The sequence below is a fragment of the Erythrobacter colymbi genome, from assembly GCF_002155685.1.
Taxonomy (GTDB): domain Bacteria; phylum Pseudomonadota; class Alphaproteobacteria; order Sphingomonadales; family Sphingomonadaceae; genus Erythrobacter; species Erythrobacter colymbi.
On sequence record NZ_MUYK01000002.1, the window covers coordinates 294,226 to 315,275 of the forward strand.

At 66.4% G+C, this 21,050-nt stretch carries 18 protein-coding genes; 10 read left to right on the forward strand and 8 right to left on the reverse strand.

What is annotated here, in order from left to right; translation table 11 throughout:
- Positions 1 to 8: 8 nt before the first annotated feature.
- Genes BZF57_RS04725 through BZF57_RS04735 form a run of 3 tightly spaced genes read right to left on the reverse strand, consistent with a single transcriptional unit; the run spans position 9 to position 3,288 of the window.
- A complete protein-coding gene (locus tag BZF57_RS04725) occupies positions 9 to 695 on the reverse strand; it encodes a TadE/TadG family type IV pilus assembly protein (protein ID WP_086735178.1) in 687 nt (228 codons plus the stop codon).
- On the reverse strand, positions 692 to 1,309 hold the full coding sequence (locus BZF57_RS04730) for a TadE/TadG family type IV pilus assembly protein (protein WP_086735180.1): 618 nt from the start codon (positions 1,307 to 1,309) through the stop codon (positions 692 to 694). Before BZF57_RS04730 ends, BZF57_RS04725 begins: the two co-directional genes overlap by 4 nt.
- Complete coding sequence (locus BZF57_RS04735) at positions 1,306 to 3,288, reverse strand: pilus assembly protein TadG-related protein (RefSeq protein WP_162290948.1); 1,983 nt, start codon at positions 3,286 to 3,288, stop codon at positions 1,306 to 1,308. Before BZF57_RS04735 ends, BZF57_RS04730 begins: the two co-directional genes overlap by 4 nt.
- Before the next feature lie 209 nt (positions 3,289 to 3,497).
- On the opposite strand from BZF57_RS04735, the gene BZF57_RS04740 reads away from it, so the two are divergent.
- Both BZF57_RS04740 and BZF57_RS04745 read left to right on the forward strand, forming a co-directional pair.
- Positions 3,498 to 4,148 (forward strand): hypothetical protein, encoded by a 651-nt coding sequence (locus BZF57_RS04740; protein ID WP_143738343.1) that lies wholly within the window; start codon positions 3,498 to 3,500, stop codon positions 4,146 to 4,148.
- Positions 4,149 to 4,217: 69 nt separating this feature from the next.
- Positions 4,218 to 4,658: an EF-hand domain-containing protein gene (locus BZF57_RS04745; RefSeq protein ID WP_086735187.1), complete on the forward strand. Its 441-nt coding sequence runs from the start codon at positions 4,218 to 4,220 to the stop codon at positions 4,656 to 4,658.
- A gap of 4 nt (positions 4,659 to 4,662) precedes the next feature.
- On the opposite strand, the gene trmFO is transcribed toward BZF57_RS04745, so the two are convergent.
- A complete protein-coding gene (gene trmFO, locus BZF57_RS04750; RefSeq protein ID WP_086735189.1) occupies positions 4,663 to 6,048 on the reverse strand; it encodes a methylenetetrahydrofolate--tRNA-(uracil(54)-C(5))-methyltransferase (FADH(2)-oxidizing) TrmFO in 1,386 nt (461 codons plus the stop codon).
- A 68-nt stretch (positions 6,049 to 6,116) separates the two neighbouring features.
- Here trmFO and BZF57_RS04755 point away from each other — a divergent pair, with 68 nt between their 5' ends.
- A complete protein-coding gene (locus BZF57_RS04755; protein ID WP_086735192.1) occupies positions 6,117 to 6,782 on the forward strand; it encodes a lysoplasmalogenase family protein in 666 nt (221 codons plus the stop codon).
- Here the strand turns inward: BZF57_RS04755 and gyrA are convergent.
- The gene (gyrA, locus tag BZF57_RS04760) at positions 6,775 to 9,573 is read right to left on the reverse strand and encodes a DNA gyrase subunit A (RefSeq protein ID WP_086735195.1); all 2,799 of its coding nucleotides are present in this window, start codon (positions 9,571 to 9,573) and stop codon (positions 6,775 to 6,777) included. The two genes, BZF57_RS04755 and gyrA, sit on opposite strands and share 8 nt — an antisense overlap.
- 324 nt (positions 9,574 to 9,897) lie before the next feature.
- Between gyrA and BZF57_RS04765 the strand changes: the two genes are divergently transcribed.
- The 3 genes from BZF57_RS04765 to BZF57_RS04775 all read left to right on the forward strand — a co-directional run bounded on the left by BZF57_RS04765 (position 9,898) and on the right by BZF57_RS04775 (position 12,825).
- Positions 9,898 to 11,256 carry a hypothetical protein gene (locus BZF57_RS04765; RefSeq protein WP_143738345.1) on the forward strand — a complete coding sequence of 453 codons (1,359 nt, stop codon included), beginning with the start codon at positions 9,898 to 9,900 and terminating at the stop codon, positions 11,254 to 11,256.
- A 136-nt stretch (positions 11,257 to 11,392) separates the two neighbouring features.
- A complete protein-coding gene (lipA, locus tag BZF57_RS04770; protein ID WP_086735201.1) occupies positions 11,393 to 12,358 on the forward strand; it encodes a lipoyl synthase in 966 nt (321 codons plus the stop codon).
- 5 nt (positions 12,359 to 12,363) lie between these two features.
- Positions 12,364 to 12,825, forward strand: a complete 462-nt coding sequence (locus BZF57_RS04775) for a type II toxin-antitoxin system RatA family toxin (protein WP_086735203.1) — start codon at positions 12,364 to 12,366, stop codon at positions 12,823 to 12,825.
- On the opposite strand, the gene BZF57_RS04780 is transcribed toward BZF57_RS04775, so the two are convergent.
- From BZF57_RS04780 to BZF57_RS04790, 3 genes are read right to left on the reverse strand one after another with little or no spacing between them, the layout of a single operon-like run.
- Positions 12,786 to 13,298, reverse strand: a complete 513-nt coding sequence (locus BZF57_RS04780) for a CinA family protein (RefSeq protein WP_086735205.1) — start codon at positions 13,296 to 13,298, stop codon at positions 12,786 to 12,788. The two genes, BZF57_RS04775 and BZF57_RS04780, sit on opposite strands and share 40 nt — an antisense overlap.
- A gap of 7 nt (positions 13,299 to 13,305) precedes the next feature.
- The gene (locus BZF57_RS04785) at positions 13,306 to 13,860 is read right to left on the reverse strand and encodes a hypothetical protein (RefSeq protein ID WP_086735208.1); all 555 of its coding nucleotides are present in this window, start codon (positions 13,858 to 13,860) and stop codon (positions 13,306 to 13,308) included.
- A gap of 11 nt (positions 13,861 to 13,871) precedes the next feature.
- Positions 13,872 to 15,032, reverse strand: coding sequence for a bifunctional 2-C-methyl-D-erythritol 4-phosphate cytidylyltransferase/2-C-methyl-D-erythritol 2,4-cyclodiphosphate synthase (locus tag BZF57_RS04790; protein WP_086735210.1), 1,161 nt, complete (start codon positions 15,030 to 15,032; stop codon positions 13,872 to 13,874).
- A 79-nt stretch (positions 15,033 to 15,111) separates the two neighbouring features.
- Between BZF57_RS04790 and dusB the strand changes: the two genes are divergently transcribed.
- The 4 genes from dusB (at position 15,112) to BZF57_RS04810 (ending at position 21,011) form a co-directional block, all read left to right on the forward strand.
- Entirely contained in the window at positions 15,112 to 16,128 is a 1,017-nt protein-coding gene (gene dusB, locus BZF57_RS04795) for a tRNA dihydrouridine synthase DusB (protein WP_086735212.1), read from the forward strand.
- Positions 16,129 to 16,131: 3 nt separating this feature from the next.
- On the forward strand, positions 16,132 to 17,241 hold the full coding sequence (locus BZF57_RS04800) for a two-component system sensor histidine kinase NtrB (RefSeq protein WP_086735214.1): 1,110 nt from the start codon (positions 16,132 to 16,134) through the stop codon (positions 17,239 to 17,241).
- 4 nt (positions 17,242 to 17,245) lie between these two features.
- Complete coding sequence (locus BZF57_RS04805) at positions 17,246 to 18,685, forward strand: sigma 54-interacting transcriptional regulator (RefSeq protein ID WP_086735217.1); 1,440 nt, start codon at positions 17,246 to 17,248, stop codon at positions 18,683 to 18,685.
- Positions 18,686 to 18,779: 94 nt separating this feature from the next.
- Positions 18,780 to 21,011 carry a sensor histidine kinase gene (locus tag BZF57_RS04810; RefSeq protein WP_086735220.1) on the forward strand — a complete coding sequence of 744 codons (2,232 nt, stop codon included), beginning with the start codon at positions 18,780 to 18,782 and terminating at the stop codon, positions 21,009 to 21,011.
- The last annotated feature ends 39 nt before the right edge of the window (positions 21,012 to 21,050 follow it).

The following is a 21,050-nucleotide window of genomic DNA, read 5'->3' on the forward strand; positions in this document are numbered from 1 at the left end:
CGTGACAGTTACGGGCGGTTCGCCGAGTAGGTGGAGCAGCGCGCGACGTTGCCGCCGGTGTAGAGGCTGTTGAGATCGCGGTTGTCGCGCACGTTGAATGCGGCTGTGTAGACGATCTGCTGGTTGTTGAAGACGTTCATCGGCGTGACCGAGCGGTAGTCATAGGCCACCTCGACGAACATCACCGCGGTCCCGGAAGACGCGGTGATATAGCGCCCGGGCTCGCCCATGCCGGGGAAGCTAGTGCCGGTCGCGCCATTGCCTTCGACTCCGTAGGACGAATTGTAGACCTTGGCTCCGCGGCAGCGCTGCCACTTGATCCATTGCCCGCCCGAAGCGTTGCGCTGGAGGCTGGAGATGATGATCCGGCCCTGATTGAAGATCCGGATATTCTCGCCCAGCTTTTCCGCGCCCACGAAGGTTTCGTTGACGTCGTACTCGTAGACCTCGCGCGCCGTCAGCACGTCCTGTTCGCCCACGCGCGAGGCATTGTCGGCGACCTGCATCGCGATCTGGCTGACCTGCATGTGGGTGATGACGAGCGAGGCCGTATCGGTCCCGAGCATCCCCATGCCCAGCACCAGCGGGGCGGCAAAGGCGAATTCGACCATCGCCAGGCCCGAGCGGTCGCCCGGCAGGCGGCGCGCAACGCGGCGCGTGAGAAGGCGCAGCTTTTCCATGCGGGTACGGGTCATGTGCAGTTCCTCACCGTCGTGACACGGTCGTTCTGTTCGTCGAAGGGCTGGTTGCGCAGCACCGTCGAGGCTCTGATGGTGACATCCTGCGGAAGGCCGGCGAGGCCGAACATCGGGAACATCCGCGGGTAAGTGACGATCGCGGTATAGACCACGACGTCGCGCGCGCCGCCGATCCCGTCCTTGCCGCGGTCCGCATCCCACGAACCGTTGTCGTTGTTGTCGACATAGGGCTCGTTGTTGTTGCAGCGCCCGTCGGCGTTCTGGTCGGTGAACTCCTCGGGCAGATCGACGTCCGAGAAATCGAAGTGCGACTGCTTCTGGAGCGTCACGGTGGCATTGGTCGGCATCACCGAGCGGACCTGTTCGGTCACGCGCGCGTCGATATTGACCTGCTGGCTCTGGGCGCTCTCCAGCGTCAGGTCGCGGGCCGCCTTCTGCATCGCCCCGTTCAGCACCGATGCGCTGTACTGGGTGTGGGCGATGTCGAACAGGCCCATGATCATCAGGACCAGCACCGGCCCGACGAAGGCGAACTCGACCAGGGTGACGCCTCTGTTGTCGTCGCGCAGGCGACGCAGCAGGGCCGCGAGGGATGCAGCGCGCCGGATCACGAGGTGAGCCTCAGCGCTGCGATCTTCTGCGCGATTTCCTGGAAACGCGCCTGAAGGGTCGCACTGTCATTGGCCTGGAAGGCACGACCGGGCGAGGCGCAGTTCGTCAGGTTGCTCGTTAGCGTCGTCCCGAAGGCAACGACCCACACGGTGATGTTCTCCTGCTGGGCGGCGCGGCAGATGGCTTGCAGACGCGACGCACGGCGGTTGAATTCGCGGGTGCCGTTGCCGTCGCCGGTGATGCGGCGGTCGGTTACCTCGACCCCGTGGGTCGAGTAGTTGTTGACGCTGTTGACCTGTTCACCGTCGGTCATGAAGACGATGTGGCGGGCGATCGGATCGCCGTTGGGTGCGGTGGCGTTCTCCGAGGCGAAGATTCCGCGCGGCGAAAGGAAGCGTGCACCCCACAGCATGCCGATGTCGTGGTAGGTATTGCCGCCGGCCGCCAGCCCGTCAACGTAGGTCTGGAGATCGGTGCGGGTGATGGCGCTGAGCTTGCGCGCGGCGCGCGGGCAGGCCCAGCCCGGCCGGTTGAGGTTGCCCGTCGACACTTCGTTTGCCGCGCCCGTACGGCGCCACACCGCGTTCTGCAGAGCGGGCTTCCAGCGCTGCGCGTCGTTCGCCGGCACGAGGTTGATGTTGAGGTCGAAGGCGTCGGCCGGGATCGGGCTGTAGTTGTCGGTCAGCACCGTCGAGGCTTCTTCGATGCATCCGGCCCAGCTCACCGAGGTCATCGCGCCGTTCGTTCCGATCGGCATGTTGACCGCTCTGCCGGTGTTGTAGACGTTGGTGAAGTTGACCGTTTCCCATCCCACGGGGCTCCCGCTCGGGTTGGTGACCCCGCAAGGGTTCGCCGTGCCGGTGGTGACCGGGCAATAGAGCCAGTCCTGGAACACGACACTGCGGATGATCTGGTCCTCGACCACATCCGACTGCGTCGCGGGACGCGTGCGGCGCACCGTGCCGCGGCAGGCGGCGCGGTTGTTCGAGCTGCCGCCCGAGAAGAAGCCGGTGACGATCTGGGTGTTGCTGACCTGCCAGGTCTGCGTCACGCCGTTGACATTGACCGTGAACGTGTTCCGCATGGTGCTGCTGGTGCAGTAATCGGCAGCCGTGGTGCCCGCAGACCCGTCGGTGCGGTAGCGCAGCAGGTTGGTATCGGTGGTTCCCATGTTGGCTACGTCGCGGGGCAGCGATTCAGTGTTGTTCGAGACAAGGATCGGATCGCCGACCTTGACCCCGTTGCCCGGGATGGTGGTGAACTGTTCCTGGAACCGCGCGACGCGCGACTGGTAGGTGTGGTTGTTCACGAGGTGCTGGCGCGGGATCGAGAAGCCGACGTTCACCTGCTGCGAATAGGGCACGATGCCATAGCGCACCTGCGCCGCGGGCGAGGTGGCGGCCTGCACGGTGTCGTAGAAGCTCATCACTGCCGAACGCAGGGCGACGATCTTCGAACCGGAGCCCGAATTGCAGGCCGTGCCGTTGGGGCAGTCAGCCATCGAGCCGGTGACGTCGAGCACGAACATGATGTCGGTGTTAGAGATGTTCACTTCGGCGCTGCAGGTCACCGATAGCGGGAAGGTGGTGAACCCGAAGGCGCCCATGATGGTGGAGGGCAGGGTGCCGCTCGCCGTACCGTTCACCACGCCGTTGCCGGTCGAGGTGTAGTTGCGCACACGGTTAGTGACGCCGAACTGGCCGTCGCTGAAGTTCTGGTCGAAGAAGTTGAGACCGATGGTGCGGTGCTCACTGGTGAAGGTGGCGGTGGGCATCGCCCGGCGCGCGGCGAGTGCGCCCGCGTCGCACGCGGCTTGCATGCGGGCCGCTGCCATGTAATAGCGGCTCGCGTCGATGCCGCCGCCCACCATCGCCATCAACGGGATCATCGCTGCCGCAGCGATGGCAAGCGTGTTGGCGGTCTTGTCGCGCAGCAGCCTCAGCAGCCACGAGTTTGAACCTTGCGTTTCTCGCCCCATCGGATCGGTGCCCTTCCCTGTTGCCCGCGCGATAAATTGCGGACATTCCAGTTGCATCGTCCGGCCTTAATTCACTCTGGTAACCGGAATGCAAAAAGGCATGGTTAACAGAATCCTACGAGGGTCCTCGGGGCCTTTGAGGCGCGCGGCGTCCCGCGTGGGGACAGTTTGCTTGCCAATCGTGCAAATGCTTGGCTAGGCGCTGCCGGGTGAGCGCCGAACCTGCCGATCCGCTGCCGCCCGAAGCCGGGCTTGCCCTTGCCTGGAGCGGGCCAAAGGTTCGCGGGCCGTTAAGCATAGCTCTTCAGTTTGATCGCAGGCTGGCCCGCATTGTGGGGCGCACGCACGAGCCGATGCTGGGCCAGATGCGGCTCGCCTGGTGGCGCGATGCGCTGGGAAAACCGGTGCCGGAGCGTCCGCGCGGGGATGCGGTGCTCGACGGGATCGGGCTCCATTGGGAAGGCCGCGAGGCTGCGCTGCTGCCAATCGTTGACGCGTGGGAGGTTCTGGTTACCGCCGACGCGCTCGGGTCAGAGGAGGCGCGGCGCTTCGGCGAAGGGCGGGGGGCATTCTTCGCCGCCCTCGGTCAGGATACCGATGCAGCCCGCCTTCGCGCGGCAGGCTCCCGCTGGGCGCTGGCCGATGCGGCCGCGAGCGTCTCCGACCCGGCCGAGCGTGCGGTGCTGGTCGCCGCCGGGCTTGGCGTTCAGTCAGGGTCAGGGCGATTCCCGCGCGATCTGCGTGGTCTCGCTGTGCTCGAAGCGCTCGCTGCCCGCGCGCTGCGGCACGGCGGGCGTCCGCTGATGGAAGGGCGGGGCGCTCCGCTCGCTGCGCTCAGGGTCGCTATCTTTCCTGCGTGATTACGTGTAGTTACGGGTTCAGGTGCAGCAGCAAGAGGGGGTAGACCCTTGCGACAGGCCGTTCTGGGAGTGCTCGGGGGCCTCGTGCTCGCCGGAGTGGGGGTGTTCTGGTGGCAGGGCCGCGCCGCGATCGAACAGGGCGCCCCGCCGCCGCAGCCCGCCGGGCCATCCGCCGATCCGATGAAGCTTCCGCTCGCCGATCCCGGCAGCCAGAAGGGCCCCGCGCCGCCCGAGATGAGCGAGCTCAGCAAGGAAGAGCAGCGCTTCTTCCGCTATGACCGCAACCGCGACCGCCTGATCACCCGCGACGAGATGCTCTCCACCCGCACCGACGGGTTCCGCGCGCTCGACAAGGACGGCAACAACCTGCTGACCTTCGAGGAATGGGCCGTGACCACGGTCGACCGCTTTGGCGCGGCGGATAAGGACGGGGACGGCCGCCTCACTCCACGCGAGTTCGCCACGACCGCGCCCAAGCCGGCAGCCAAGAAGCCCGCCTGCAAGTGCTGACGGATCAGGCGGGCGCGGCCTCGCGGCTCTCGGCGATCCAGCGCGCCAGATCCTCCTTGGCGCGCGAGGTGTAGGCTTCCTTGCGGACCTTCTTGCCGACTTCGTGGAGCGGCGGGAACAGGCCGAAATTGACGTTCATGGGCTGGAAGGTCTCGGCCTCGGCATCGCCGGTGATGTGGCTGAGCAGGGCGCCCAGCGCGGTGGTGGCGGGCAGGGGCCTCCATTCGCGCCCGGCGAATTCGGCGGCGGCCATCATCCCGGCTACGAGGCCGATCGCGGCGCTCTCGACATAGCCCTCGCAGCCCGTGACCTGCCCGGCAAAGCGGATATGCGGCGCAGCCTTCAGGCGCAGCTGACGGTCGAGGACCTCGGGCGAGTTGAGGAAGGTGTTGCGGTGCAGCCCGCCCAATCGCGCGAATTCGGCATTCTCCAGCCCCGGAATTGTGCGGAACAGCTCGATCTGCGCGGCATATTTCAGCTTCGTCTGGAAGCCGACCATGTTCCACAGCGTGCCGAGCTTGTTGTCCTGCCGCAGCTGCACCACGGCATAGGGCCAGCGTCCCTGCGGGAATTCGGGCGTCACATCGAAGGGATTGTCGAGCCCCACGCCCTTCATCGGCCCGTAGCGCAGCGTATCGACCCCGCGCTCGGCCATCACCTCGATCGGCATGCAGCCGTCGAAATAGGGCGTGTCCTTCTCCCACTGCTTGAATTCGGTCTTCTCGCCCTCGATCAGCCCGCGGTGGAAGGCGAGGTATTGCTCCTGCGTCATCGGGCAGTTGATGTAATCGCCGCCTTCGTTGCTGGCCTCGGTCCGCTTGTTCCAGCGCGACTGGATCCAGACCTTGCTCATGTCGATCGAATCGTAATGGACGATCGGCGCGATGGCATCGAAGAAGGCAAGCCGCTCGCTCCCCGTCGCGCGCACGATGCTGCCCGCGAGCGCCTCGGCTGTCAGCGGCCCGGTGGCGACGATGGTGAGGCCGGCGGGCGGCAATTCGTCGACCCGTTCGCGCACGATGGTGATATTGGGGTGCTGTGAGAGCGCCTTCTCGACCTCGGCGGAGAAGACATCGCGGTCGACCGCCATCGCGCTGCCCGCCGACACCCGCGCCACGTGGCCTGCCCGCATCACCAGCGAATCCAGCGCGCGCATCTCGTGATGCAGCAGGCCGACCGCGTTCTTGGTGTCGTCGTCCGAGCGAAAGGAGTTGGAGCAGACCAACTCGGCAAGGCCATCGGTCTGGTGGGCGGGGGTCATCTCCCCGCTGCCGCGCATTTCGGACAGGCGCACCTTTACCCCGCGCTGCGCCAGCTGCCACGCCGCCTCGCTGCCTGCTAGGCCGCCGCCGATTATGTGCACATCGTGGGAAGTCGAATGGCTGGTCATGGTGAGCCGCGTAATTGCGTGATAGCCCCGCGGCAAGCCCCAAGGGGCTGCCGGAGGGAAGGGTACAGATGGCAAGGCGCGCGTTGATCGAGCAAAGGCCGTGGCTGCTGGCGAGCATTGTCGCGGCGACCGCGTTCTATTTTCTCAGCGACAATCCGATTTTCGAAGGCACCTGGGGCCTGCTCGCCAAGGGGGCGAGCGTCGGTTTGCTGGCGCTCTATGTCGCCTTGCGCATTCCGCAGGGCAAGCACCGTGCGGACGGGTTCCTGCTGGTCGGGATGCTGGCGCTGGCGGCTTGCGGCGATGTCGCGATCGAGCTCGATTTTCTGACGGGCGGGGCGTTCTTCGCCGCCGCGCATGTGACGGCGGTGGTGCTCTATCTGAGGAACCTCCACCAGCGCCCATCGCCGATGCAGAAGCTGATCGGGGCGGCGCTGCTGATCGGTACGCCGCTGGTCAGCTACCTGTTGAGCGGCAACGTACAGATCGCCGTCTATGCCGCTTTCCTCGGCGCGATGGCTTCGGTGGCATGGATGAGCCACTACCCGCGCTACCGCGTCGGCACCGGGGCTGTGCTGTTCGTGCTGAGCGACTGGCTGATCTTCGCGCGGCAAGGGCCGATCGATCTTGAGCCGGCCAACACGCTTCTGATCTGGCCGCTCTACTATGCGGCTCAGCTCATGATCGCGACGGGGATCATCCAGTGTTTGAGGGGCGAGCAGCCCGTCAGGTGACGGGCGGCTCTCCGTCGCCACCCAGTTCGGCGGCGATGGCTTCCTCGGCGGGGTTTTCCGGCTCGGTGGTATCGTCGATCAGCGCCGCACCAACGATGTGCTCGTCATCCGCGACATTGAAGATGCGGATGCCCGAAGAGCCGCGGCCCGAGATCGAGAAGCCCTTGTGCTCGGCAAAACCGCCGGGGGTCAGATGGCGGAAATCGATGCCGAGACGGATCAGCTTGGCCTGATCGGTCACCAGCATCAGCTGCGATCCGTGCTTGACCGGGAAGCTCGCAACCACCGGCCCGTTGCGCTCGGGATTGCTCTCGGGCGTGCCGATATTGGTGATCCCTTGCCCGCCGCGCGCGGTGGTGCGGTATTCATAGGCCGAGGAAATCTTGCCGTAGCCGTTGGCGGTGATGGTGAGGATGAACTCCTCTGCCGCCGCCATCGCTTCGACCTGTTCGGCGGGGAGGGTGGAGACCGCCCCGTTGTTCTTCCACGCTGCCGCGCGCAGATAGGCCTCGCGCGTTTCCATGTCGGCGGTGAGCGGGTCGACCACTGCCATCGAAACGACCTTGCCGCCCTTCTTGAGGCTCATGCCGCGCACGCCGATGCCGGTGCGGCTCTTGGTCTCGCGCGCGTCTGTGGCCGAGAAGCGGATCGCCTTGCCAGCATCGCTGGCGAGGAAGATTTCCTGATCCTCGGTCAGCAGCTGCACCCCGATCAGCCGGTCGCCCGAACCTTCGACAAAGCCCATCGCATATTTGCCCGCGGTCGGGATGTTGGCGAAGGCGTCCATCGAGTTGCGGCGGACCATGCCCTGTTCGGTGGCAAAGACGATGTTGAGATTGGCCCAGGTCGCCTCGTCCTCGGGGAGCGGGAGGACGTTGGTGACGCGCTCCTCGTCGCCCAAGGGTAGGAGGTTGACCATCGGGCGGCCCTTGGTCTGCGGCCCGCCTTCGGGCAGCTTCCACACCTTCATGCGGTAGACGCGGCCGGTGTTGGTGAAGAACAGCACGGGGTTGTGGGTGCTGGTGACGAACAGCTCGACCACCGCATCCTCGTCCTTGGTCGCCATGCCGCTGCGGCCCTTGCCGCCACGAGCTTGCGCACGGAAGGCATCGAGCGGCGTGCGCTTGATGTAGCCGCCGTGGGTGACGGTGACGACCATCTCTTCGCGCTCGATCAGGTCCTCGTCCTCGAGGCCGTCCCACGCAGGTGCCATTTCGGACAGGCGCGGGGTGGCATAGGTGGCGCGGATTTCCTCCAGCTCGGCGCGCATCACGCCGTAGAGCTTCACGCGGTCGGCGAGGATCGAGAGGAATTCCTCGATTGAAAGCGCCAGTTCCTTGAGCTCGTCGCCGATCTCGTCGCGGCCCAGCGCGGTCAGGCGGTGGAGGCGCAGTTCGAGGATCGCCTTCACCTGCCGCTCGGACAGCTTGTAGGTGCCGCCGCTTTCGTCGGCGCTCGGTTCGATCGCTTCGACCAGACGGATGTACTGGGCGATGTCGCCGATCGGCCATTCCTTGGCGAGCAGACGGCTGCGCGCTTCGGCCGGATTGCGGGCCGAGCGGATCATCGCCACCACCTCGTCGAGGTTCGAGACCGCGACCACCAGACCCAGCAACAGGTGCGCCCGTTCACGGGCCTTGTTCAGCTCGAACTTCGTGCGGCGGGTGATCACCTCCTCGCGGAAGGCGATGAAGCTCTGCACGATATCGCGCAGGGTCAGCGTTTCGGGCCTGCCGCCGCGGATCGCGAGCATGTTGGCGGCAAAGCTCGACTGTGCGGGGGTGTGGCGCCAGATCTGGTTGAGCACCACCTCGGGCGTCGCATCGCGCTTGAGGTCGATCACCACGCGCACGCCCTCGCGCGAGGATTCGTCGCGGATGTCGCTGATGCCTTCGATCCGCTTGTCCTTGGCCGCTTCGGCGATCTTCTCGACGAGGTTCGACTTGCCGACCTGATAGGGGATCGAGGTGAAGACGATGCTCTCGCGGCCTTCGCTCTTGGCGCCGCGGGTGCTTTCCACCTCGTGCCGGCAGCGCATCAGGATCGACCCGCGCCCGGTGGTGTAGGCCTGACGCGCGCCGTGGGTGCCGAGGATCAGCGGCGCGGTCGGGAAATCGGGCCCGGGGATGTAGCGGATCAGCTCTTCCGAGGTGATCGCGGGGTTCTCGATGAAAGCAAGGCAGCCGTCGATCACTTCGCCGAGGTTGTGCGGCGGAACGTTGGTCGCCATGCCGACCGCGATCCCGCCCGCGCCGTTGACGAGCAGGTTGGGGAAGCGCGCCGGCAGCACCGTCGGCTCCTTGCGGCTGCCGTCATAGTTGTCGGTGAAGTCGACCGTATCCTTGTCGAGATCGTCGAGCAGGCTGTTCGACACCCGTGCGAGCCGCGCTTCGGTGTAACGCATCGATGCCGGCGGATCGGGGTCCATCGAGCCGAAGTTGCCCTGACCGTCGATCAGCGGCACGCGCATCGACCAGGGCTGGGTCATGCGGGCGAGGGCATCGTAGATCGCGGCGTCGCCGTGCGGGTGGTAGTTACCCATCACATCGCCGACGATCTTGGCGCTCTTGCGATAGGGCCGCCCGGCGACGAAGCCGCCTTCCTGGCTGGCGAAGAGAATGCGGCGATGCACTGGCTTGAGGCCATCGCGCACATCGGGCAGCGCGCGGCTGACAATCACACTCATCGCGTAGTCGAGGTAGCTCGACTTCATCTCGTCGACGATGTCGATGCGGTCGAAGCCGCCCATCGGTGCCGCGGGGGAATCGATAATGTCGCTGTCGTCGCTCAAGGTCTGGGCCGTTTCTGCTTGTGTTTTGTGCCGTGCGCGGCGGGCCGGGCCATAACAGGGCCGGCAAGTTCACTCCATTTAGGCACATGCCGGGGGTTTCGCCACCTTGACCCGGGAACACAGCGGGAACGGTGCACTTTTTTCCACACTTGGGAGCCCACGCCGCAAGCGAGCGCCATCTGTGGGCATTCAAAGCCCGTTCAGCACGCCGGGCCTAGCGGGCAATTGCAAATCCCGTCAGGCCCGTTCAAAGGCTGGGGCGGAATTCGCCGCAACGGGCGTGCCGGACAGGGCGCCCTCGCGTCGTTACTTGTGGAGGATGCAGTGACCAATTTCTCTTCGCCCCGTCATCCCGCCCGTCTGGCGCGCCAGTTCGCGCTTGCCGTGGCGCTTGCCAGCGGAACCGCGATCCTCGCCGTTCCCGGCCTGACCGACGCGGCCTATGCGCAAAAGAAGAAAAAGAAGGGCGAAGAGGCCGAAGCGCCCGCGCAGAACTACACCGAAGCTTTCGTGAAGGCCTACCAGCCGGTCGATACCGCGCTGAAGGCGCCGGGCGCCAATGTCGCGACGCTCAAGCCGCAGATCCTCGCGCTGGTCTCGCTCGCGGCAACCCCTGACGACCAGCTGGCGCTGGGCGGGCTGATGTACAATGCCGGCATCACCGGCAAGGACTACCCGCTCCAGCTTCAGGGCGCGGAAATGATGCTCGCCAGCGGCAAGGTGAAGCCCGAGGAATTCGGCCGCTTCAGCGTGGTCGCGTTCCAGATCGCGAGCGAACTCAAGCAGTACGACAAGGCGCGCGGCTTCCTCCAGAAGGCGATCGACGCCAACTACACCAGCCCCACGACCTCGGCCGCCGACCTCAAGCTCAACATGGCCGAGAGCTATTTCTCGGAAGAGCGTTTCGTCGAAGGTCTGAAGTACCTGAGCGACGCCATTGAAGCCCAGAAGGCTGCCGGCCAGCCGGTCGATGCCAAGTGGTATCGTCGCGGGGTTTCGGTCGCCTACACCAACGAGATCGTGCCGCAGGTCTACGACTTCGTGCAGCACTGGGTCAGCGACTATCCGACGCCGGAAAACTGGCGTGACGCGGTGAACCTCACGCGCAACCTCAACGATTATGACGGCGCGGTGCTTCTCGATCTGCTTCGCCTCGGCCAGAAGGTCGGCACGCTCAAGGAGAAGAACGACTACGTCTTCTACATCGAAGCCGCCGACCCGCGCCGTCTGCCGTCGGAAGTGAAGGCGGTGATCGAGGAAGCCAACGCCAAGGGCGTGATCCCGCGCGGCAGCGACAGCTGGGTCGAAGACCAGTACAAGGTCGTGAACAGCCTCGTCGCGCAGGACAAGGCCGCGCTTCCCTCGCTCGAGCGTGATGCCAATGCGCCGACCGCCAAGCTGCGCACCGTCATCGCCGCGGGCGACATCTTCCTGAGCTATGGCGAATACGCCAAGGCGGCGGGCTTTTACGAAAAGAGCCTGACGCTGCCGGATGCCGACCGCGACCTGTCGCTCACCCGTCTCGGCATCGCCCAGATCGGTGCGGGCAACATCGCCGCGGCGCAGGAAACCTTCGCCAAGGTGCAGGGCGTGCGCGGGCCGATCGCGATGCTCTGGAGCGCCTATGCCGACCAGCAGGCCAAGGCGCCTGCCCCGGCTGCGGGCGGTGCCACTGGCAACTAATCGCCGCCAGACCCAAGCTTGAAGAGAGCGCCGGGCGGGCCGACCGCTTCGGCGCTCTTTTTTGTCAGGGGGCGCGCACAAATTGCAACCGGCAGCGCGCTTGCGGCAGCGCGCTCACGCGCCTAAATGCCCCCTCATGAACGACCTCGCCAGCAAACCGCAGCCGACACCTACGGAAGAACGGCCCGCCCGCCAGCGCAAGCCCGACTGGATCCGCGTGCGCGCGCCGGTGAGCGAAGGCTACAACGAGACGCGCCGCCTGATGCGCGAGCTCAATCTCCACACCGTGTGCGAGGAAGCGGCCTGCCCCAATATCGGCGAGTGCTGGACGAAGAAGCACGCGACGGTGATGATCCTCGGCGATGTCTGCACGCGGGCCTGCGCCTTCTGCAACGTCAAGACCGGGATGCCGCGTGCGGTCGACCCGTTCGAGCCCGAGAACACCGCGATCGCCGCGGCCAAGATGGGGCTCGAGCATATCGTCATCACCTCGGTCGACCGCGATGATCTGCCCGACGGCGGCGCCTCGCAGTTCGTCAAGGTGATCGAGGCCCTTCGCCGTACGACGCCGAACACCACGATCGAGATTCTCACCCCCGATTTCCGCGGCAAGATGCGCCGCGCGGTGGAGATGATCTGCGAGGCGGGGCCGGACGTCTACAACCACAACCTTGAGACCGTCCCCCGGCTCTATCCCACGATCCGCCCGGGCGCGCGCTACTATGCCTCGCTGCGGCTGCTCGAGGAGGTCAAGGCGCACAATCCGCTGATCTTCACCAAGTCCGGCATCATGCTGGGGCTGGGCGAACAGCGCCTCGAAGTGCATCAGGTGATGGACGACATGCGCTCGGCCGAGGTCGATTTCATCACCATGGGGCAGTATCTCCAGCCCACGCCGAAGCACGCCAAGGTCGAGGAATTCGTGACCCCCAAGGCCTTCGCGGCCTATGGCGCGATCGCACGGGCCAAGGGCTTCCTGCAGGTCGCCTCCTCGCCGCTCACCCGCTCGAGCTATCACGCGGGTGACGATTTCGCGAAAATGCGTGCGGCCCGCGAAGAAAAGCTCGCACGCGACGCTGCGCGTACAGGGGCCAAGGCGTAAGGCCGATGCCCGGCATCCGCGAAACCCGCCGCCTGCCCTATAGCGCCGAGCAGATGTTCGATCTGGTCGCGGACGTTGCCCGTTATGGCGAGTTCCTGCCCTGGGTGATCGCCACCCGCGTGCGCTCCAACTCGGAGACCGAAATGGTTGCCGACATGGTGGTGGGCTTTAAGGCGATCCGCGAAAGCTTCACCTCTCGGGTGAGGAAGGACCGCCCGCGCGAGATCGACGTGCATTATCTCGACGGGCCGCTGTCCGATCTCGACAATGTATGGACCTTCCGTGCGGTCGACGATCACACCTGCGAGATCGATTTCCTCGTCGACTTCACCTTCAAGAACCGCCTGTTCGAGAAGATCGCGGGGCAATACTTCGACAAGGCTTTCCGCAAGATGGTCGAGGCTTTCGAGGCCCGCGCGGCGAAGCTTTACGGCAGCAGCAGCTCGAGTGCGCAAATCGTCGCCTGACGGCGGATTTCGGCGCGGCCATCGGGGCCTTCGCCGCCTTCGAAAAACTTGAGCTCGCCCTCGGGCTCGCCGGTTTCGCCGCGCGCGACACGGGCGAAGACGACCGTGCCGACCGGCTTCTGCGGGCTGCCGCCACCGGGCCCGGCAACGCCGCTGATCGCCACGGCGACATCGGCATGGCTGCGTTCGAGCGCTCCCTTGGCCATCGCCCAGGCGCAGGCGATCGATACCGCGCCGAAGGCCTCGATGATGTCGAGCGGCACGCCCAGCATCTCCATCTTGGCCTCGTTGGAATAGGTCACATAGCCGCGATCGAGCACGGCGGAGGAGCCGGCGATCTCGGTGATCGCGCCGGCAACCAGCCCGCCGGTGCAGCTTTCGGCCGTGGCGACCTTCCGGCCCTGTGCGGCATTCTCGGCTACCACCCGCGCGGCGAGGGCGGCGATTTCGTCAGGGAGAAGCGAAAGCGGCATCACAGGTTCACTTGCGCTTGTCGGCCGGGCACAGGACCGGGTTCTTGATCTCGGACAGCTCGACGAGGAAACTCGCAAGCCCGGCGACATTCTCCACCGGCAGCGGGCTGACGAGTTCGAGCCCGCGTTCGATCTTCCCGCAGCTGTCGCCCTTGATCTCCGCAGCGATCATCTGGCCGACGAGGGCATCGACGAAGGGCCGCAGCGCCTCCTGCGGCATGGAGGAAAGCATCGCCATCATGTCGGCGTCGCCGGCATTATCCTCGGCTGCGTTCTGGTCCATGTAGACCTTGAGGAAGCGGAAGGCACCCGGCCAGGCCTTGTCCTGCCCGGCGCGGAACTTGGCGATATAGGCATCGCCCTGCTTGGCCATGAACCCGTCGCGCGAAAGGCGATTGGCGCAGGCGGTGCGGGTGGCGTCGTAGGCGATCGGCATGGCGTAGATCACCGCGTCCGACAGGTCGGCAGCGTTGACGCAGGCGGCCTGCTGGGCCTGCGCTGCGGTGGTCGAAGTCAGCGCAGTCAGGGCGAGGGCAGGGGCAAGGATACGGCGGGCGGGCATTGCAGGTCTCCTCAGGCGGTGCGGGTGACAAGGACGATGGCCTGCGCGGCGATGCCTTCGCCGCGGCCGGTAAAGCCGAGTTTCTCGGTGGTGGTGGCCTTAATGCTGACGGCGCCCTCGTCCACGCCCATCAGCCGCGCAACTTCGGCGCGCATGGCGGGGCGGTGCGGGCCGATCTTGGGCGCCTCGCAGATCAGGGTAAGGTCGACATTGGCGATGGCGTATCCGGCGGCGCGCGCAAGGCCGACGGCGTGTTCGAGGAACTGCCCCGAACGCGCCCCGCGCCATTGCGGATCGCTCGGCGGAAAGTGCGTGCCGATATCCCCCTCGCCGACAGCGCCGAGCACCGCGTCGGTAATCGCGTGGAGCGCGACGTCAGCGTCCGAATGCCCGGCGAGGCCCTTGTCATGCGGGATCAGCACCCCGCCGAGCCACAGCTCCTCACCCGCCTCCAGTCGATGGACGTCATAGCCCTGACCGATACGAAAGGCGGGGGTGGCGGATTGGTCCATCAGGTCCTCGGCAAAGGTGATCTTCTTCAAGCGCTCGTCACCATCGACGAGCGCAACTGAACCGCCGCTGGCCATCAGCACCTGCGCATCGTCGCCCGCGTCGGTCGGGCCGGCCCAGGCGCGGTGCGCGGCGAGAATGGCATCGAAGCGGAAGGCCTGCGGGGTCTGGACGCGGCGGAGGCTCTCACGCTCGGCCTTGCCGGTCATCATGCCGCTTGTCCCGGCCACAGCGAGACTGTCGACCACGGGCAGAACGGGGATCGCCCCGGGGTGGGCCTCCAGCGCAGCGAGCAGGCGCTCGGTAACCGCAAGCGGCAGGTTCGGGCGGGCGGCATCGTGGATCAGCACACTGGTCGGCGCGGCCTTGGCCAGCGCCTCCAGTCCGGCCCGGACGGAATCCTGACGTGTCGCGCCGCCATCTACGAAATCGAGCCCTTCAAGACCCGCAAGAGCCGCCTCGGCGTGGGCTTTTGCATCGGGCGATATGACCACTGCGAGCGGCCGCGCACCGGCTGCAAGCAACGCTTCGACCGAGTGCCGGATCAGGGGCTTGCCGCGCCATTCGCGGAATTGCTTGGGGGTATCCCCACCGACCCGCAGGCCCTTGCCGGCCGCGACCACGATCGCCGCAAACGGGGGGAGGGGGGAGGGGCTCGCCATCGCGGGCTCGCTTAAGGTCTGGACGCGCTTTCGGCAATCCACTAAGCGCTTGCCCAAATTTTAGGCAAACCCTTCCGATATGTCACAGCTTCCCGCCCCGCCGCCCTTGAAGCCGATTGCTGTCGGCCCCGTTACCGTCGCCGAGCCAGTCGTGCTCGCGCCGATGACCGGCGTGACCGACATGCCGTTCCGCACGCTGGTGCGGCGCTATGGCTCGGGCCTCAACGTCACCGAGATGGTCGCGAGCGAGGCCGCGATCCGCGAGACGCGCGTAAGCACCCAGAAGACCGCGTGGGACCGGATCGAGGAGCCGGTGTCGATGCAGCTGGTCGGCTGCGATCCCGCCAGCATGGCCGAGGCGGCGAAGATCCAGGAAGGCAACGGCGCGGCGATCATCGACATCAATTTCGGCTGCCCTGTAAGGAAGGTCGTCGGCCAGTTCGCCGGCTCGGCGCTGATGCGCGAAGTGCCGCTTGCGGTCCGACTGATGGAGGCGACGGTCAAGGCGGTGAAGGTGCCGGTCACGGTCAAGATGCGGATGGGCTGGGATCACCAAAGCCTCAATGCGCCGGAACTCTCGCGCATCGCCGAGGACCTCGGCGTCAAGATGATCACCGTCCACGGCCGCACCCGCAACCAGATGTACAAGGGCAGCGCCGATTGGGCCTTCGTGCGCAAGGTCAAGGACGCGGTCAGCATCCCCGTGATCGTCAACGGCGACATCTGCACCATCGAAGACGCGGCCAAGGCGCTTGAGCAATCGGGCGCGGACGGGGTGATGATCGGACGCGGGGCCTATGGCAAGCCGTGGCTGCTCGGGCAGGTCATGCACTGGTGGCGCACCGGTGAGGCGCGCGCCACGCCGGGGATCGACGAGCAATATGCCGTCGTCGTCGAACACTATAACCGGATGCTCGACCACTACGGGCGCGAGACCGGGGTGAAGATGGCCCGCAAGCACCTCGGGTGGTACACCAAGGGGCTTCACGGCTCCGCCGAGTTCCGCAACCAGGTGAACTTCATCGACGATGCGAACCAGGTGCTCGGCGAGATCGAGCGCTTCTATACACCTTTCCTCATGCAGCAGGCGGCCTGACGCATGGCGTCCATTCCGCTCGAACCGCAACCGGGCAATCGCCCCGATGCGCGTGCGCAGCTGGCAGGACTGATCTTCGCGCTGATCCTGCTCGATCCCGATGGCCTTATTGCCGAGGTCAATCACGCCGCCGAGGACTTGCTCGGCACCAGCGCGGTGCGGCTCGTCGGCACGCGGCTGACAGATCGCATCGGCCCGCTCGATCCGCGGGTCGAGGCGCGTCTGGTGGCGAGTGACGAGGCGTTGGTCGCCCGGGACCTCGCGATCCGCGTCGGGGTGCAGGAAACCCGCGTCAACCTCACTGCCTCGCCGCTCGGCGGTTTTCCCGGGTGGCGGGTGGTGACCCTGTCGCAGATCGGCCATGACGAGAGCGCCAATCCCGCAGGCGGCGAAGCGATGCTCGGCGCGCCGGCGGTGCTCGCGCACGAGATCAAGAACCCGCTCGCCGCTATCCGCGGAGCGGGCCAACTCGCTGCGAGGAAGCTCCCCCATGCCGACAAGAAGCTCGCGCGGATGATCACCGACGAGGTTGATCGCATTGCGCGGCTGATCGACCGGATGCAGCAGCTGGGCAGCACCCGCACCGGCCCCTTCGATGCCTGCAACCCGCACGAGGCGATCCGCGCTGCGGTGGCGACCATGCGCGCGGCCGGGAGTTCACTGGGCGAAGTCGAGATCCGCGAGGAGTTCGACCCCTCGCTCCCGCCGGTGCTCGCCAACCGCGATGCGCTCGAACAGGTGCTGATCAACCTCATCTCCAACGCCCGCGATGCGGCGCTGGGGAAGGGCGGGACGGGAGCCAGGGACGGTGTGGTCATCGTCCAGACCCGCTTCGTCAGCGGCCTCGCCTTCAGCGCGATCCGCAACGGCCGCGCAGTGCCGCTGCCGATCGAGATCACCATTTCCGACAACGGCCCCGGCATCGACCCGACCTTGCGCGACCATGTGTTCGAGCCCTTCGTCTCGTCCAAGCCCTCGGGGCAGGGGCTCGGCCTCTCGCTGGTGAGGAAGCTGGTGCGCGACATGAACGGCAATGTGAGCCACGACCGCGATGCCCGTTCGGGCCTCACCAATTTCCGCCTGCATCTGCCGCAGGCACCGGACACGCTCTGAACCGATGGCCAATTCGAACGATCCGATCCTGCTTGTCGAGGATGACACCGCGATTGCCACGGTGATCATCGCCGCACTCGAGGACGAGGGCTTTGCCATCGCGCATTGCACCAGCATCGCAGCGCGCGACAAGCAACTCGCAGCGCGCCGGTTCGCGGTGATGCTGACCGACGTGATCCTCGAGGATGGTGACGGTCTCGCCAGCCTTTCGGCCGTGCGCGAAAAGGCGCCGGACATGCCGGTGATCGTCCTTTCGGCGCAGAACACGCTCGATACCGCGGTGCGCGCGAGCGAGAGCGAGGCCTTCGAGTATTTCCCCAAGCCCTTCGATCTCGACGAGCTGGTCCACGCCGTGCGCCAGGCCGCGGGCGCGCGTTCGCCTGCGGTGGACGACACGGCAGCGGCGATCCCGGGCGAGGGCGAGCGGATGCCGCTGGTCGGGCGCAGTCCGGCGATGCAGGGCGTCTACCGGATGATCACGCGCGTGCTGCGCAATGATCTGACGGTGCTCGTCACCGGCGAGAGCGGCACCGGCAAGGAGCTGGTGGCCGAGGCGATCCACGAGCTCGGCAATCGCCGGACGGGGCCTTTCGTCGCGGTCAACACCGCCGCCATTCCCGCCGACCTCGTCGAGAGCGAGCTGTTCGGGCACGAGAAGGGCGCCTTCACCGGGGCCATCGCGCAGGCGATCGGCAAGTTCGAACAGGCCAATGGCGGCACGCTGTTCCTCGACGAGATCGGCGACATGCCCGCCGAGGCCCAGACCCGGCTGCTGCGCGCGTTGCAATCGGGGCGGATCCGGCGTGTGGGCGGGCGGCAGGAAATCGCGGTCAATGTCCGCATCATCGCCGCCACCAACCGCGACCTCACCCCGATGATCGCCGCGGGCACCTTCCGCGAGGACCTGTTCTACCGCCTCAACGTGGTTCCCATCGTCCTGCCGCCGTTGCGCGAGCGGCGCGAGGATATTGCCGCGCTGGCCCAGCATTTCCTCGTGCTCGCCGCTGAGGACGGCCTGCCGCGCCGCGTCCTGAGCCCCGAGGCGATCGAGCGGCTCGAGGCGCGGACATGGCGGGGCAACGTGCGCGAGCTGCGCAATGTCGTCTACCGCCTTGCGCTGATGGCGCGCGAGGAGCGGATCGACGGGGACAGCGTTTTCGACATCATCGGCCCGGAACTCACCCCCGCCTCGCTGCCGCAGGGCGAAGGGCAGGGCGGTTTCGGCGCGGCGCTGGCGGGCTGGCTCGCCGCCGAGAACCCGCCGTCAGGTGCGCTCTACCACCGTGCCCTTGCGGCTTTCGAAAAGCCGCTGATCGAGTACGCACTGGGTCGGACAGGCGGGAACCAGTTGCGCGCGGCGCAGCTGCTCGGCATCAACCGCAACACCTTGCGCAAGCGGATCGGCGAATTGGGGCTCGATCCGGACCGCTTTTCGCCCGCCTGATCACCGCTGCTGCGGCACATGATGGCGCAGAACCACAGTTTTCAGCCGATTGTATCTTGCACTTCTGCCACACCATTGTTGTAAAGTGGCAACGATGGAGCAAGTCCCGCCCAGAACGCCGAGCCTGATCCCGCGGCAGCCGCCGCGCTGGTGGCGGCGCTTCATGGTAGCGGCGCGGCGCGCCAATATCTTCCTGTGGCTCGAGGTCTTTGCGGTGGTTGCACTGGCGGGAGCGGTCGTCGCGACATGGTCGACCTTCGGCCGCTCGGGTGCGCCGGACGATCTGCTGCCCACCATGCAGGTCTCGATCCTGCTGATGGCAACGCTGGTGCCGGCGATGATGCTGCTGGTGCTGATCGGCCGCCGCCTCGCGCTGCGCCGCGCCTCGGGCAGCACCGCGCGGCTGCATGTGCGCCTCGTGTTCTTCTTTTCGATGGTCGCCGCCCTGCCGACCTTGCTGGTCGCGGGCTTTGCCGCTTTCCTGTTCCAGACCGGCGTCGACTTCTGGTTCTCCGACGAATCCCGCGGGCTGATGGAGAACGCCAACGCGCTGGCGCAGAATTACTACGATTCCAACCAGCGCAACGTCGAACAGAACTCGATCACCATGGCGACCGACATGCGCGACACGCTTTCGCGGGTGCCGATCACCGATCCCGACTTTCCCGACTTCTACACCTATCAGGTGCGCGGCCGCGAAATCTCGGAAAGCGCGATCCTCCAGCGCATGCCTGACGGTTCGTTCCGCACGGCGGTGGCGGTGAACCTCACCAAGGACGGAAGCCCGCAGGAATTCAGCCGCAAGGCGCTCCCCCGCCTCGACCGCGGCGAGCTGGCGGTGGTGGTTGGCAGCCCCGAGCGGATCGAGGCGCTGGTGCCGATCGACGCGCAGTCGGGCGTATACCTCTACAACGCGCGCACCACCGAGGAGACGATGTTCAACTCGTGGTCGCGCGCGCAATCGATCGTGACCGCATATGACCGCCTGACGGGAAGCGCCCGCACGCTCCAGCTGCGCTTCAACCTCGCGCTTGTCACTGTCAGCCTGCTGCTGGTGGGCCTCGCGATCTGGTTCGCGCTGCGCTTCGCCGACCGGCAGGTCGAGCCGCTAACCGACCTCGTCGGCGCGGCGCGCAAGGTGGGGCAGGGGAACTTCGCGCTCAGGCTCGAGGGGCGCACCGGCGCGGACGAGATCGGTCTCCTGAACCGCGCCTTCAACCGCATGACCGCGCAGCTCGAGAAGCAGACGCAAGCCCTCGTCAGCGCCAACCGCCAGATCGACGACCGCCGCGCCTTTACCGAGGCCGTTCTGGAATCGGTCACCGCTGGTGTCGTCTCGGTCGATGCGGCGGCGAGCGTGACGCTGATGAACTCCTCCGCGCAGGCTCTGCTCGCGCATGACGGCCTGCCCGCCGACCTCGTCGGACAGTCGCTCGAGACCCTAGCGCCCGAGGTTGCGCGGATCGTCGCCGAAGGCAAGGAGCGCGCGATCGTCACCCATGCAAAGGGCACCGACCTCCTGACTCTCGCGGTCAAGGTCGCGCCAGGCACCGGCGGCGGGCACGTGATCACCTTCGAGGACATCACCCGACAGCTGCTCGACCAGCGCCAGGCCGCATGGTCCGATGTGGCGCGCCGGATCGCGCACGAGATCAAGAACCCGCTTACCCCGATCCAGCTGGCGACCGAGCGCTTGAAGCGCCGCTATCGCAAGCAGGTGACCGACGAGGACCGCGAGCTGTTCGACGATCTCACCAACACCATCGTCCGGCAGGTCGGCGATCTGCGCACGATGGTCGACGAATTCTCCTCCTTCGCGCGCCTGCCCAAGCCCGTATTCCGTGACGAAGACGCGCTCGATCTCGTCCGGCAGGCGGTGTTCCTGCAGGAAGTCGCTCATTCCGGCATCGCTTTCAGCGTCGCCTCCTCCGAGCTGATCGACCGTGAGGTGCGCTGCGACCGCCACCAGTTCGGTCAGGCGATGACCAACGTCCTCAAGAACGCGGTCGAAGCGGTCGAGGCGCGCGCTGCCGAGGCGAAGGGGGCCTATGCCGGCGAGATTGCCGTCACCATGCGCGATGCGGGCGAATCCATTGTCGTCACCATCGAGGACAATGGCATCGGCCTTCCCGCCAATCCCGAGCGGCTGACCCAGCCCTATGTCACCACGCGCGAGAAGGGCACCGGGCTCGGCCTCGCGATCGTCAACAAGATCGTCGACGAGCATGGCGGCGACATGAGCTTTGCGAGCAGCGCAACCGGCGGCACGCGCGTCACCTTGCGCTTCGCCCGCAATCCCAACCCAATTGAAGGCGGCGATGCATGATCCCGCTTTCGGTCGTTCCCCACCTCACCTCCGAAGGAC

Coding starts and splice junctions, on each gene's coding strand:
- BZF57_RS04785 (WP_086735208.1), bottom strand. CDS start 13,860: ATGCCCGCCCGCCGTATCCTTGCCCCTGCCCTCGCCCTGACTGCGCTG.
- BZF57_RS04725 (WP_086735178.1), bottom strand. CDS start 695: ATGACCCGTACCCGCATGGAAAAGCTGCGCCTTCTCACGCGCCGCGTT.
- BZF57_RS04800 (WP_086735214.1), top strand. CDS start 16,132: ATGGCGTCCATTCCGCTCGAACCGCAACCGGGCAATCGCCCCGATGCG.
- BZF57_RS04805 (WP_086735217.1), top strand. CDS start 17,246: ATGGCCAATTCGAACGATCCGATCCTGCTTGTCGAGGATGACACCGCG.
- BZF57_RS04775 (WP_086735203.1), top strand. CDS start 12,364: ATGCCCGGCATCCGCGAAACCCGCCGCCTGCCCTATAGCGCCGAGCAG.
- BZF57_RS04810 (WP_086735220.1), top strand. CDS start 18,780: ATGGAGCAAGTCCCGCCCAGAACGCCGAGCCTGATCCCGCGGCAGCCG.
- BZF57_RS04735 (WP_162290948.1), bottom strand. CDS start 3,288: ATGGGGCGAGAAACGCAAGGTTCAAACTCGTGGCTGCTGAGGCTGCTG.
- BZF57_RS04790 (WP_086735210.1), bottom strand. CDS start 15,032: ATGGCGAGCCCCTCCCCCCTCCCCCCGTTTGCGGCGATCGTGGTCGCG.
- BZF57_RS04755 (WP_086735192.1), top strand. CDS start 6,117: ATGGCAAGGCGCGCGTTGATCGAGCAAAGGCCGTGGCTGCTGGCGAGC.
- lipA (WP_086735201.1), top strand. CDS start 11,393: ATGAACGACCTCGCCAGCAAACCGCAGCCGACACCTACGGAAGAACGG.
- trmFO (WP_086735189.1), bottom strand. CDS start 6,048: ATGACCAGCCATTCGACTTCCCACGATGTGCACATAATCGGCGGCGGC.
- BZF57_RS04780 (WP_086735205.1), bottom strand. CDS start 13,298: ATGCCGCTTTCGCTTCTCCCTGACGAAATCGCCGCCCTCGCCGCGCGG.
- dusB (WP_086735212.1), top strand. CDS start 15,112: ATGTCACAGCTTCCCGCCCCGCCGCCCTTGAAGCCGATTGCTGTCGGC.